At 64.8% G+C, this 12,921-nt stretch carries 10 protein-coding genes; 8 read left to right on the forward strand and 2 right to left on the reverse strand.

Going from position 1 to position 12,921, the window contains the following annotated elements:
* Window positions 1-145: 145 nt before the first annotated feature.
* Both NR193_RS06980 and NR193_RS06985 read right to left on the reverse strand, forming a co-directional pair.
* On the reverse strand, window positions 146-1,801 hold the full coding sequence (locus NR193_RS06980) for an ABC transporter substrate-binding protein (protein WP_256750135.1): 1,656 nt from the start codon (window positions 1,799-1,801) through the stop codon (window positions 146-148).
* A gap of 193 nt (window positions 1,802-1,994) precedes the next feature.
* Window positions 1,995-2,882 carry a LysR substrate-binding domain-containing protein gene (locus NR193_RS06985; protein ID WP_256750136.1) on the reverse strand — a complete coding sequence of 296 codons (888 nt, stop codon included), beginning with the start codon at window positions 2,880-2,882 and terminating at the stop codon, window positions 1,995-1,997.
* Window positions 2,883-3,049: 167 nt separating this feature from the next.
* Here NR193_RS06985 and NR193_RS06990 point away from each other — a divergent pair, with 167 nt between their 5' ends.
* Genes NR193_RS06990 through NR193_RS07025 form a run of 8 tightly spaced genes read left to right on the forward strand, consistent with a single transcriptional unit; the run spans window position 3,050 to window position 12,894 of the window.
* Window positions 3,050-4,468, forward strand: coding sequence for an MmgE/PrpD family protein (locus tag NR193_RS06990; protein ID WP_256750137.1), 1,419 nt, complete (start codon window positions 3,050-3,052; stop codon window positions 4,466-4,468).
* A gap of 5 nt (window positions 4,469-4,473) precedes the next feature.
* The gene (locus tag NR193_RS06995; protein WP_256750138.1) at window positions 4,474-5,715 is read left to right on the forward strand and encodes an FAD-dependent oxidoreductase; all 1,242 of its coding nucleotides are present in this window, start codon (window positions 4,474-4,476) and stop codon (window positions 5,713-5,715) included.
* Between the two features lie 19 nt (window positions 5,716-5,734).
* Window positions 5,735-6,001, forward strand: coding sequence for a sarcosine oxidase subunit delta (locus NR193_RS07000; protein WP_256750139.1), 267 nt, complete (start codon window positions 5,735-5,737; stop codon window positions 5,999-6,001).
* A complete protein-coding gene (locus NR193_RS07005) occupies window positions 5,998-8,856 on the forward strand; it encodes a 2Fe-2S iron-sulfur cluster-binding protein (RefSeq protein WP_256750140.1) in 2,859 nt (952 codons plus the stop codon). The genes NR193_RS07000 and NR193_RS07005 overlap by 4 nt, the downstream gene beginning before the upstream one ends.
* Window positions 8,857-9,447 (forward strand): hypothetical protein, encoded by a 591-nt coding sequence (locus NR193_RS07010; protein WP_256750141.1) that lies wholly within the window; start codon window positions 8,857-8,859, stop codon window positions 9,445-9,447.
* Window positions 9,444-10,352 (forward strand): dihydrodipicolinate synthase family protein, encoded by a 909-nt coding sequence (locus tag NR193_RS07015; protein WP_256750142.1) that lies wholly within the window; start codon window positions 9,444-9,446, stop codon window positions 10,350-10,352. Before NR193_RS07010 ends, NR193_RS07015 begins: the two co-directional genes overlap by 4 nt.
* 10 nt (window positions 10,353-10,362) lie before the next feature.
* Window positions 10,363-11,331, forward strand: a complete 969-nt coding sequence (locus tag NR193_RS07020) for a D-2-hydroxyacid dehydrogenase (protein WP_256750143.1) — start codon at window positions 10,363-10,365, stop codon at window positions 11,329-11,331.
* Between the two features lie 21 nt (window positions 11,332-11,352).
* A complete protein-coding gene (locus tag NR193_RS07025) occupies window positions 11,353-12,894 on the forward strand; it encodes a trimethylamine methyltransferase family protein (RefSeq protein ID WP_256750144.1) in 1,542 nt (513 codons plus the stop codon).
* Window positions 12,895-12,921 lie beyond the last annotated feature (27 nt).

A 12,921-nucleotide genomic window follows, 5' to 3' on the forward strand; every position in this document is an offset into this window, starting at 1 on the left:
TCTTCCCTTGGTTCGGCGACTTTTGTTTTTTGCGCTTTCGAAGAGCGCCTTGGAGATCTGTTTGGCTGGCTGGTCAATCGCAGTCGCCTGGCGAAGCCAGGGGCACAAGATGCGCCCCTGGCTTATTGCAATGGATTTACCTGTTCTATGCCTTGTCGAGCCAGACCTTCTCCAGTTGCAGCTCGAATGTCTGGTGCATCTTGAGGTTCTTCACATAGGCGGCGTGGTGGCGGTAAAGCGAACGCCAGAACGACTGGACCAGCACGCCCGAATCCTGCAGCGTCCACTCGACATCCTTCATCAGCTCCTTGCGCTTGGCGGGGTCGGCGACCGCAAGCGCGGCATTGAGCTTCTTGTCGAAATCGGGGTTCGCGTAGCCCGACTCGTTCCAGGCTTCACCGCTGCGGTAGGCGAGCGCCAGCACCTGGACTCCAAGCGGTCGCATACCCCATTCCGTGGTCGACCACGGATACTTCGTCCAGTCGTTCCAGAATGAAGTTCCGGGAATGATCGTACGCTTCACCTTGAAGCCGGCCTCGCGCATCTGCGCGGCGACGACGTCGGCCGGGTCCTTGACGTAGTCGGAATCGTAGGAAATGAGCTCGAACTCATGATCCATCTGGCCGGCCTCGGTCATCAACGCCTTGGCCTTAGCCAGGTCGCGCGGCACTTTCGGCAGCTCGTAATATTCCGGATGGATCGGGCAGACATGATGGTTTTCCGCGACCTGTCCGAGGCCGCTGTAGCCGAGCTTCAGCACCGTCTCGTTGTCGACCGCGAGCTGGATGGCGTTGCGCACCCTTTTGTCGTCATAGGGCTTGTTGGTCACATTGGTGCGCAGCACGATCGTTCCCGCGGTGACGACGGATTCCTTGACCAGGCCCATGCCGTCATAGAGGTCCACGGTGCCGCCGACCGTCTGATAGTTGCAGTCGATCTCACCGGCCTCGAAGGCGCTGGCGATGGCCGGGCTCGAAGCGTCAGTCCCGTAGTCGGTCCAGTCGACTCCGTCGAGATAGGGCTCGCCGCCGAACCAGGTGAAGTCCTTGCGGCGCCTCACGGAAGCGGACTCGCCGACCTTGTATGAAATGAGCTCGTATGGGCCGGTGCCGGGCGTCTTGGTCATGTCGGCACCGTCCTTGTCGAAGTTGCGGTGGACGATGATGGCGGGATAATCCGCGAAGCCCGGAATGATGGTGACGTCCGACTGGCCGCATTTCAGCTTCACCGTATGGTCGTCGACCTTGGTGATGGCGCCTGCAATGGCCTTCTTGGTGGCGGGATCGATCAGCGTGGCCATGCGGCCGGCCATCGAGTTGCCCTCGGCCGCCTTGTCGCACCAGCGCTCGATGTTGAAGACGATGTCGTCGGCGTTGAGCTCGTCGCCGTTCGACCACTTCACGCCCTTGCGCACATGCAGGGTGTATTCGGTGGCATCGTCGCTGACTTCCCAGCTCTCGATCAGATGGCCCTCGAAAGTGAAGTCGGTCGTATAGCGGATCATGTAGTCGTTGCACTGGCGCAGCACATTGGCCATTTCGGACCAGTCCCACATGCGTGGGTCCTTCATGTCCTTGATGATCATCTGCATCTTCAAGATGCCGCCCTTCTTGCCCGGCTCCTGGGCAGCGGCCTGGGCCGGCGAGAGGCCGATCATTGAATAGGCGAACGCCGTGGAGGCACCCATCGCGCTCGCCATGGCAAGGAACTCGCGGCGATCCATGCCGCCGTTCCTGACTTCGTCTGCATAGCTTTCGATGGCTGCCGGGACGCGGTCACCGTTGCTCTTGAAAATCGTCATTGTGATTCTCCGGTTTGGGCTTTCCGCCCGTTACATTCCCCTTGCATGGGAGATGTTAGAGGCGATGCAAAAATCCCGGAAGGGCTCGAGCCCGAGCAAACCGCCAAAAGCCGGCCGATAAGACCTAAAAAAACGATGCCATTGGCGTGTCAAATTTTTGAGTTTGGAAAATTCAACGGCCGTGGAAACAGCGCTAAGCGCTATCCTCCTGCGCCCGCAGAAGAATCCATTCCCGCACCGTGCGCGCGATGGTTCCTTTCGAAAGCTGGTTCTCGGTGAGGTAGTAGTTCCACGGGCTCGCCGGCCGGACGGGGAACGGTTCGACGAGCAGTCCCCGCCGGAGATAGGCGTGGGCGAGCGAGCGCTGGGTCGCGACGAGCCCTGCCCCCATCGCGGCCAGTTCGAGCGCGATGTTGGAAGCGTTGGTCGTCAGGCCCTTGTCGTAATCTTCCATGTCGACGCCCAGCGCCGACGTGACGACCTGCCAGTATTCCTGGCGGCCATGCACGAAGATCCAGTCGACCTTGAGGATATCTTCGGGCGCCTTCAGCGCATCCTCGCCCTCCAGCAGCGCCGGAGCGCACAGCAGAACCAGTTCGTCGTTCCACAGTGGGATGCCGGCGGGCGGACGGTCGTCGAAACGCCGTGTGGAAATGGTGATATCGGCGATCTGCTCGCTGAGGTCCTCCCAGATCGTGCCGTGAAGCACGATCTCGATTTCGGGATGCTTCTTGCGGAAGGCTGCCATGCAGCCGGCCAGCCAGTTCTCCGCCAGGCTCATCGGGCAGGAGACGACCACCGTGCGGTTGCGCGACGAGGTCACGATCGCCTCCGTGGCCTGGTCGATCTGATCGAGCGCCTGACGCAAAGTCGGCAGGAACGCCTCGCCCATTTCGGTGAGCTTGAGACTGCGCGGATAACGGATGAACAATTGCCGGCCAATATAATGTTCGAGCGCACGGACATGCGTGCTGACGGCCGCCTGCGTGTATCCGAGCTCCCTGGCGGCCATGGTGAAGCTGAGATGCCGGGCCGAACTCTCAAAGGAACGGATATAGTTCAAGGGGGGCGGCGGCTTCATCGTTAACTCCTGCAACACGCAGCGCTAGCTATCCCACAGACGCGCCGCCATTCAATCGTGCCTGATGGCAAGACGTGAATATTTTTGGCCAAAGCCGCCGAACTAATTGCGTGAAAGCACGATGGACCCAAATTAATGATGTCGTGACGCAGAGGGGAGTAATGCAAGTGGCTGTGCCGTCGCATCGGCGTGAAGGGCCTGACGCGAGTACCAGCGTTGCCATTCGCCTGGCCGATTTCGTGTTGCGGCGGCCGGCGGCCGTATTCCCGGTGCCTGTCCTGGAACAGGCGCGCTATCTCCTGCTCGACACGCTCGGAATTGCCATTGCGGCAGGTCCGATGGAAGCCGGCCGGATCGCCCGCGACACCGCCGCCCTTCTCTACGGCTCGGCCGATCCGCTGTATTCGGCGCGCATGCTTTTCGACGGTCGCCGCGCCAGCATCGCTGGAGCCGCCTATGCGGCCGCGACGCAGATCGACAATCTCGACGGCCACGACGGATACAGCCCGACCAAGGGCCATATCGGCGTCGCCGTCGTGCCCGCCCTGGCAGCGCTGGCCGAGGCGCACCCGGACCTCAGCGGGCCAGAAGCGCTGGCATCCCTCGTCGTCGGCTACGAAGTCGCCGGCCGGGCAGGCATCGCGCTGCATGCGACAGTGTCGGACTACCACACGTCGGGCGCCTGGAACGCGCTGGGTGTCGCGGCAGTGGCGGCAAGGTTGCGGCGGCTCAGCGACGAGCAGTTCCGAGAGGCGCTTGGCATTGCCGAATATCATGGCCCGCGCAGCCAGATGATGCGCGAGATCGCCAACCCCACGATGCTCCACGACGGCTCGGGCATCGGCGCGCTGATCGGCCTGTCGGCGGCGGTGCTGGCCGAGCGCGGCTTTACCGGCGCGCCGGCGATCACGGTCGAGGCACCCGACGTCGCCCCGCATTGGCAGGACCTCGGCGCCTTCTGGCAGGTGCTGCACCAGTATGTGAAGCCCTACCCGATCTGCCGCTGGGCGCATGCGGCCATCGACGCGACGCGCGGGCTCTGCGCGGCACATCATCTGGCGCCGTCCGACATCGACCACGTCGAGATCAACAGTTTCCACTACGCCGCAACGCTGTTCGACGGCATGCCGGACACCACCTCGAAGGCGCAGTACAGCCTGCGCTTCGCCGTCGCGACCTTCATCGTCCATGGCCGCATCGGACTGGAACATATTTCCGGCAGCGGGCTCGAGGATGCCGCCGTCGCCGACATGCTGGGCCGCATCACGGTCTCGGAATCGGAGCGCCACAGCGCCCGCTTCCCGGCAGGCCGCTGGGCCGACGTGACGATCACGACCAGCGATGGGCGGATGCTTGCTTCCGGCGACGTCCACGCGCGCGGCGGACCGGAGGCGCCGCTGACACACGCTGAAATCGAGGCCAAGTACATGGAGTTCGCGGCGCCGGTGCTGGGACAGGGCCGCGCCAGCGCGATCCGCAACGCAGTCCTGTCGCTTGCGGATCATGACAGCCGTTTTTCCGATCTTTCGGTGTTGCTCTACGATCCTCCGGTGATCAGTACGATGCTCCAGCGGCCAGCGTGGTAGGCTAGATGCCGCTAAGGCTTCTGAAATACGGTCTCAGCAGGGACTATCCGGTCAGCGGCGACATTCCCGCAACGCCAGACCTCAAGCCATCCTACGATGTCGTCATTGTCGGGGGCGGCGGCCACGGATTGTCGTGCGCGCATCACCTGTCGAAATACCACGGCATAAGCAGCGTCGCGGTGATCGAGAAGGGCTACCTCGCCGGCGGCAACACGGCGCGCAACACGACCACGATCCGCTCGAACTACATCACACCGGAAGGCATCGCCTTCTACAAGGAAGCCGTCGAGCTGTTCGAGGGCCTGTCGCAGGAACTCGACTTCAACGTCATGTTCTCGCAGCGCGGCCAGCTGACGCTTGCGCATACGGAAGCGACGCTTCGCAGCTTCCATGCGCGCGCCGAGATGGGCAAGCATCTGGGCACACGGACCGAAGTGGTCGACCAGAAGGCGGTCGAGGAGTTCGTGCCGTCCCTCAACATGGACTATGGCGGCGCGCTCGAGATCCTTGGCGGGCTCTGGCATGCCGACGGCGGCACCGCGCGGCACGATGCGGTTGCCTGGGGTTATGCCGCGCAGGCGGCGCGGCGCGGTGTCGAGATCCACCAGCGGACCGAAGTGGAAGGCTTCGAGGTCGTCGGCGACCGGGTCCAGGCCGTCAAGACCAACCGCGGCCGCATCGCCTGCGGACATGTGCTGATCGCGACCGGCGGGATGAACTACGACGTGGCGCTGATGGCCGGCGTCGAGCTTCCCATCCGCTGCTATCCACTGCAGGCGATGGTGACGCAGCCGCTGAAACCCTGGCTGCACACGCTGGTCTCTTCCGTCTCGCTGCACACCTATCTGGTGCAGTCCTCGCGCGGCGAGGTGGTCATCGGTGGCGGCTCCGATCCCTACCAGCTCTATTCCACCCGTTCGACGCTCGACATGAAGGAGCACCTCGCCGAAGGCGCCGTGCATCTCTTCCCGTTCCTGCAGGGCGTGCGGCTGCTCAGGCAATGGGCAGGGATCACCGACATGACGCCAGACTACAGCCCGATCATGGGTGCCAGCCCACTCGAAAATCTGTGGCTCGATTGCGGCTGGGGCACATGGGGCTTCAAGGCAACGCCGGTCGCCGGCAAGCGGATGGCGGAGACCATCGCCAATGGCCGCGTGCCCGACATGCTGAAGCCGTTCGCGCTGGAGCGTTTCGAGACCTTCCGGCTGCTCAACGAAATGGGCGCTACGGCGGCCAGTCACTGACCATGAAACGCCACTGACCATGAAGATCCTGACCTGCCCGATGAACGGCCCGCGCAACATAGACGAGTTCCAATCCTTCGGACCCGTCCGCGCTGAGCCGGACCCGGATCGGACCGCCGATGCGGACTGGTCGCGACACCTGTTCCGCGCCGAGAACCGCAAGGGCATCGTCGTCGAGTGGTGGCGGCACGTGCCGAGCAATTATTTCTTCCTGGCCGAGCGCGACATCGTCACCAACGAGGTCATCCGCACTTTCGACGCTTCCGAACGTCGGGCTCAACCATGAACCGGCTGGCTGAACCCTGGGGGAGCCGGATCGACCGAAGCCGTCCCATCCGCTTCACGTTCGAGGGCAAGAACTTTGAAGGCTATGCCGGCGACAGCATCGCCAGCGCGCTCGCCGCCTCCGGACAATGGGTGCTGTCGCGTTCCTTCAAATATCATCGGCCACGCGGCATCCTCTCAATGACGGGCGCGGACGCCAATGCGCTGGTGCAACTGCCGTTCGAGCCGAACGTCGCCGCCGACCGCACGCCGATCAGCGCGGGGCTGCGGGTCAGCGCGCAGAACGTCAACGGCTCGCTCGAACATGACCGCGACGCGATCATCGACAGGCTCGGGCGTTTTCTGCCGGTCGGTTTCTACTACCGCACCTTCATGGGACCACGCCGCGACAGCTGGCTGAAATTCTGGGAGCCGATGATCCGCCGCAAGGCCGGGCTGGGTGTGGTCGACTCCACGGCCCCGTACCGGCATTTCGACAAGACGCACCTGCACTGCGACATCCTCGTGGTCGGCGCCGGTCCGGCCGGACTGAACGCCGCGATCACTGCCGCCGAGGGTGGCGCGGATGTCGTGCTCTGCGACGAGAACCCGGAGATCGGCGGATCGCTGACCTATGGCCGGCATGATCCGGCAACGCTTGCAGGCCTGTCCTCCAGGCTTCGAGCGCTGCCCAATTTGCGCCTGCTGACCGGGACCGTCTGCAACGGATGGTATGAGGACAACTGGCTGCCGCTGATCCAGGGCGACCGTCTCTTTCGCACACGGGCGCGCGCGGTAATCCTGGCCACCGGCTCCATCGAGCAGCCCGCCATCTTCCGCAACAACGACCTGCCGGGGATCATGCTGGGCAGTGCCGCGCAGCGGCTGATCCGCCACTATGGCGTGCGCCCCGGACAAAAGGCAGTGGTGCTGGCCACTGGCGACGAAGGCTATTGCGTGGCGCTCGATCTGGTCGAGGCCGGCGTCTCGGTCATGCTGGTCGCCGATCCGAGATCCGGCGGCGAGGCCGGCGCCTTCGAAGCCGAGTTGCACGGCAAGGGTGTGGCCATCCAGAAGGCCGCGACGATCGAAGCCGCCGAGGGGACGGCGGGAAATCGCCACCTTGCCCGCGTTCGTGTCGACGGGCGCTGGATCGAGTGCGATCTGCTCGCCGTCTCGGCCGGCCAGGTGCCGGCCTGGCAGCTGCCTTGCCAGGCGGGAGCGAAGGTCGGCTATGACGCCGCTACCGGATCGATGACGCTCACTCTCCCGAAAGCGCCGGTCCACTTCGCCGGTTCCGTTGCCGGAGATAACGATCTGCGGGGCGCGATTGCCGGCGGTCACCGGGTGGCGGCCGCCGCGCTTTCGCGGCTCGGCCAGGCGGTCGTGGAGGACAGAACCTCCACCAGGCCGACGGCCACCAGCCCGGTCCATGTGCAGCCGATCATCGCCCATCCAAAGGGGCGCGATTTCGTCGATTTCGACGAGGACCTGCAGGTCAAGGATCTGCAGAACGCGGTCAAGGAGGGTTATCGCGAGATCGAGCTCGTCAAGCGCTTCACCACCGTCGGCATGGGTCCGAGCCAGGGCCGCCATTCGGCCCTGGCGACGGCAAGGATCGTCGCCGAGGCGACCAGCCGGACGGTTGGCGAGGTCGGCGTCACCACCGCGCGACCACCGGTCGGGCCGGAGACGCTGGGTGTGCTTGCCGGCCATCATGAGCCGCTCGAACGGCGCACGGCGCTGCATGCAAGGCACCTCGCACTCAACGCCGTGATGAAGCCGGTCGGCGCCTGGTGGCGGCCGTATTTCTATGGCGAGGCCAGTGAGGCGGAAAAGGCGATCCGCGACGAGATCATGGCCGTGCGAGAAGGCGTCGGCCTGCTCGACGTCTCGACGCTCGGCAAGCTGGAACTGCGTGGGCCGGATGCCGGCGCATTCCTCGACCGCCTCTACACCATGGCGCATGCCAACCAGCCGGTCGGGCGCGTCCGCTATTGCCTGATGCTCAACGAGATGGGGTCGGTGGTCGATGATGGTGTCGCCTACCGCATGGCGGAGGACCGGTTCTATGTGACCGCCACCACCGGTGCGGTCGCGCGCGTCTATGCCGACATGCTGTTCTGGAACGCGCAATGGCGCTTGCGGGTCGATGTCCTCAACCTCACCGGCGCGTTCTCCGGCTTGAATGTGACCGGACCCAAGGCCAGGTCCGTGCTTCAAGCGCTGGAAAGCGACATCGATTTCGGCCGCGAGGCCTTCCCCTATCTTAGCGGCCGCGAAGGCGTCGTCGCCGGCGTGCCGGTGCGGGTGATGCGGATCGGCTTCACCGGCGAGCTGAGCTACGAACTGCACTGTCCGTCGAGCCTCGCGCCCGCCCTATGGGACGCGGTGATCGCCGTCGGCAAGCCGCATGACCTCAAGCCCTACGGTCTGGAGGCATCGCGCATCCTTCGCCTGGAGAAAGGCCACATCCTGATCGGCCAGGACACCGATGCGATCACCACGCCGGACGAACTCGGTTTCGGCTGGGCGGTCTCGAAGAAGAAGCCGTTCTTCGTCGGCAAACGGTCGATCGAAATGCGCGCAAGGCTGGGCCAGTCGCGCAAGCTCGTCGGCCTGCGATTTCCGGCCGATGCCAGGAACATACCCGGTGAAAGCTGCCTGGTGCTGCGCGGCACTACTCCCGTCGGACAGATCACCTCGGTCGGCTTCTCGCCGACGCTCGGCTGTGCCATCGCGCTCGCCTACGCCCATGTCGACGACTCCACGGAAGGGAGCCGGGTGACGGTGAAGTGCCGGAATGGCCAGCTGGTCGAAGTACCGGTGGTCGCCCATGCCTTCTTCGATCCTGCAAATGCACGGCAGGAGATGTAAATGGCAGCATTCCCTGTTTTTCCATTCATGCCGGGTGGTGCCGCGGACGGAACGAGGCTGGCTTCGGGCGCGGTGATGCTGACAGATCTCACGGGCAGCCTTCGCTTCGGCCTCAAAGGCGGCGGCAGCGCCGGCTGGCTCGCGTCGCAAGGCGTGCCCTTGCCTGCCGTCAATCGCATCGGCAGTTGGCGCGGCACACGCGTGCTGCGCCTCGGCAACGAAGATATCCTGTTGCTGGCCGAAGGAGCCGACAACGCGCTCGCCGAGCTTGCAAGCACTTGGCATGGCGCAACTGCGCCAAAGGGCTATTCATCGTGGCGTGAGGAGGGCTGGGCGTGGATGCGCGTCTCGGGCCCGCAGGTGCCGCGAGCGATGGAGCGGCTATGCGCGCTTGATCTCAGAGCCGATAAATTCAGCGCCGAGGACATTGCGCAGACGCGCGTTGGCCACATCGAGGCCGTTATGGTCCGCTCGCAGACGGGTTTCGATGTACTGTTCGACGTCACCGCGTCGGCATACTTCGCCAGGACGGTAGCGGCGGCGGCCAGGCACTGCACAGATTTGCTGATCGATACGGAAGGACACACATGACCCGCCCGCAAGGAACCATCGCACCGATCCTGACGCCCTTCGAAGACGACGGCCGCATCGCACGCGACCTCTGGGTATCCCACGCCAAATGGGTGCTGGACCAGGGAGCGCATTTCCTGTCGCCGTTCGGCACCACGGGCGAGGCGCTGTCAGTCTCGCTGCGCGAGCGTATGCAGGCGCTGGAATGGCTGATCGAGGGCGGCATTTCGCCCAGCCGGCTGATGCCTGGAACCGGCGTCACCGCGCTGCCCGAAACCGTCGAGCTGTCGACCCATGCGGTCGGGCTCGGTTGCGCCGGAGTGATGGTGCTGCCGTCGTTCTTCTACACCGCTGTCGGCGACAACGGCCAGGCCCGCTACTACAGCGAACTGATCGAACGGGTGGCGAACCCGGCAATGCGCGTGATCCTCTACCACATCCCGCAAAATTCAGGCGTGCCGGTGAGCCCGGCCCTGACCGCCCGGCTGAACGAGGCGTTTCCCGACACCGTCGTGGCTTACAAGGACAGCGCCGGCGACTGGAACAACACGGCGGCAGTGATTGCCGCGGCGCCCAAGGTCGCGGTCTTCCCGAGCTCGGAAGCGCAGCTGACCAAGGGGCTTGCCAGCGGCGCGGCGGGCTGCATCTCGGCGACCGTCAACCTCAATGCCGCGGCCATCCGGGCCCTCTACGATCGTACGATGGCCGGAGAGGACGTTGCCGAGGCGGATGCGGCGATCAAGGCGTTCCGCAAGATCATCCAGGATGCCGGTCTCATCCCGGCGATGAAAGCCGTGCTGGCGGTGCGTTCCGGCGACAAGCGTTGGCTGAACCTGCGAGCGCCGCATGAGAATGCAACGCTCGAAAGCGGCGAAAAGCTGCTTGCCGCGCTCGGTCCTTCGGCCGACCACATTGGCCGGAGCTGAGAGCGGCATCATGTCGGCTGATCCATCCGTCATCCTGCACACCGACAGGCCGGTCGCGGCGCTGGCCGTGCTCAAGGAGACCCATCCGGATCTGACCGTCCATGGCTGCGACAGCTATGCCGCCCTGCCCGAGTTGATCGGGCGCGTGGCGGCGGAGGTGGTTTATTCCGTCCGCTTCGACGGCACGCCGCGATATCCGCGCCGGGCCTTGGTCGAAAGCCCGACGGTGAAATGGGTATCGGTCGGCGGCTCCGGCACCGATCATCTCGGGCGCTGGGACCCGGAGCGGCTCATGGTGACGAATGCGGCAGGCGTTGCCGCCGGCATGCTGGCGGAATACGTGCTCGGCGCCATGCTGTCCTTCTCGCTCGATCTGCGCGGTTTCGAACGCCGCCAGCAGGCGCGCCTCTGGGGCGGCGGCCGCGTCGAGCCGATCGAAGGCAAGACGGTTCTCATCATTGGCCTTGGCAAGACGGGGACAGCCGTCGCCAGCCGCGCACAGGCGATGGGCGTGCGCACGCTCGGCATCCGCGCGCGGCCGAAACCGATGCCTTGCCTCGACGAGGTGCATGGGCCGGATGCTCTGCTGGCCTTGCTCGGGCGCGCCGATTTCATCGTCTGCTGCGTCCCGCTGCTGCCCAGCACGCGCGGTCTGCTCGGCGTGGCCGCGTTCGCCGCGATGAAGCGTTCCGCCGTGCTCATCGACATCTCGCGCGGCGGCGTCGTCGACGAGGCGGCGTTGCTCGCCGCCCTTGACGGCAAGCAGATCAAGGGCGCGGCGCTGGATGTCTTCGCGACCGAGCCGCTGCCGGCGGACCATCCTCTATGGAGCTACGACAACGTCGCCATCACCCCGCACTGCGCGGCGGTCTACGACGGCTGGGACATCAAGTCGGTGCGCATGTTCGCCGACAATCTGAAGCGCTACCGCAGCGGCGCGCCGCTTGAAAACGTCGTCAGTCCGGAACGCGGTTACTGAAGCCGAGAGGAAAGCAATCTCATGACACAGGACAGGCGCGGCGGTGGCCGCAGAGCGAAGGTCGGACGCGGCGGCGGCGGCATCGCGCAACTGCCCTGGCAGCACGTGGAGAACCCCTATCCGCCCATGCAGCTCCTCGACGAGGAGCGGATGCAGCGGCTGCACGACACGTCGATGCGCATCCTGTCGGAACTCGGCATCCGCGTCATGAGCGAGCGGGTGATGGACCTGTTTGCGGCGGCGGGCGCCATCGTCGACCGCGAGAACAAGACCATCCGCATCGACGAAAGCCTGGTGACCGAAGCGCTGCGGAAGGTTCCATCTTCCTTCACGCTGACCAGCCGCAATCCCGACAAGCAGGTGCATCTTGGCGGCAACTCGCTGGTCTTCGGGCTGGTCGCCGGCCCGCCCAACGTCCATGACCGCATCAATGGCCGCCGCCAGGGCAACCTTGCCGACTACCAGAACTTCATCCGGCTGGCGCACCACTTCAACGCCATCCACATCATCGGCAACCAGGTCGTGGCGCCGATGGAGCTGCCGGCCAATTCGCGCCATCTCGACACCTACTACGCCAACCTGACGCTCAGTGATCTCAGCTTCCATTGCACGGCAATCGGCCGAGCCAGAGCAATGGACGGCATAAACATGATGGCGATCGCACGCGGCATCAGCGTCGAGGAAATGCGCGCCTCGCCTGGCGTGACGACCATCATATCGATCAACTCGCCGCGCCTGTTCGACGACGCCATGGCAGAAGGCCTGATCGCGATGGCCGAGCACGGCCAGCCGGTGACGGTCACCCCCTTCACGCTGATGGGCGCGATGACGCCGGTCACGCTGGCGGCGGCCCTTTGCCAGCAGAATGCGGAAGCGCTGTTCGGTGTGGTGCTGACGCAACTCGTCAACCCGGGCACGCCGGTGATGTACGGCGCCTTCACGTCCAACGTCGACATGAAGTCGGGCGCGCCGGCCTTCGGGACGCCGGAGAACGCCAAGGCCAACATCATCGCCGGCCAGTTGGCGCGGCGCTATCATCTGCCCTACCGCACTTCCAACGCCAATGCGTCGAACGTGGTCGACCTGCAGGCCGCCTACGAAACCGAGATGGCGACCTGGGGCGCGGTGCTCGGCGGCGCCAATCTGATCTACCATGCGGTGGGCTGGCTGGAGGGCGGGCTGACCGCTTCCTATGAGAAGCTCGTCCTCGATGTCGAGATCCTGCAGAACATGATGGAGTTCCTGCGGCCACTACCATTCCAGGAGGACGATCTCGGTTTCGAGGCGATCAAGTCCGTACCGGCCGGCGGCCATTTCTTCGGCGCCGAGCACACGATGTCGCGCTACACGACCGCCTTCTACCAGCCGATGCTATCCAACTGGCAGAATCATGGCGCCTGGCAGGAAGCGGGCGGCAAGGATGCGCTCGAACGCGCCACCGAGCTTTGGCAGCAGGCGCTTCACGATTACGAGGAGCCAGTCATGGACGTTGCGGTCCGCGAGGAGCTCGACGCCTATGTCGCACACCGTCGCGAGGAGATCACCGCCAACCCCGAAGGTTGATGGCCGGACCTGCCGCAAAGGGAAAAA

The organism is Mesorhizobium sp. Mes31 (genome assembly GCF_024519675.1).
Taxonomy (GTDB): Bacteria; Pseudomonadota; Alphaproteobacteria; order Rhizobiales; family Rhizobiaceae; genus Mesorhizobium.

Coding starts and splice junctions, on each gene's coding strand:
- NR193_RS06980 (WP_256750135.1), bottom strand. CDS start 1,801: ATGACGATTTTCAAGAGCAACGGTGACCGCGTCCCGGCAGCCATCGAA.
- NR193_RS06985 (WP_256750136.1), bottom strand. CDS start 2,882: ATGAAGCCGCCGCCCCCCTTGAACTATATCCGTTCCTTTGAGAGTTCG.
- NR193_RS06995 (WP_256750138.1), top strand. CDS start 4,474: ATGCCGCTAAGGCTTCTGAAATACGGTCTCAGCAGGGACTATCCGGTC.
- NR193_RS07000 (WP_256750139.1), top strand. CDS start 5,735: ATGAAGATCCTGACCTGCCCGATGAACGGCCCGCGCAACATAGACGAG.
- NR193_RS07005 (WP_256750140.1), top strand. CDS start 5,998: ATGAACCGGCTGGCTGAACCCTGGGGGAGCCGGATCGACCGAAGCCGT.
- NR193_RS07010 (WP_256750141.1), top strand. CDS start 8,857: ATGGCAGCATTCCCTGTTTTTCCATTCATGCCGGGTGGTGCCGCGGAC.
- NR193_RS07015 (WP_256750142.1), top strand. CDS start 9,444: ATGACCCGCCCGCAAGGAACCATCGCACCGATCCTGACGCCCTTCGAA.
- NR193_RS07020 (WP_256750143.1), top strand. CDS start 10,363: ATGTCGGCTGATCCATCCGTCATCCTGCACACCGACAGGCCGGTCGCG.
- NR193_RS07025 (WP_256750144.1), top strand. CDS start 11,353: ATGACACAGGACAGGCGCGGCGGTGGCCGCAGAGCGAAGGTCGGACGC.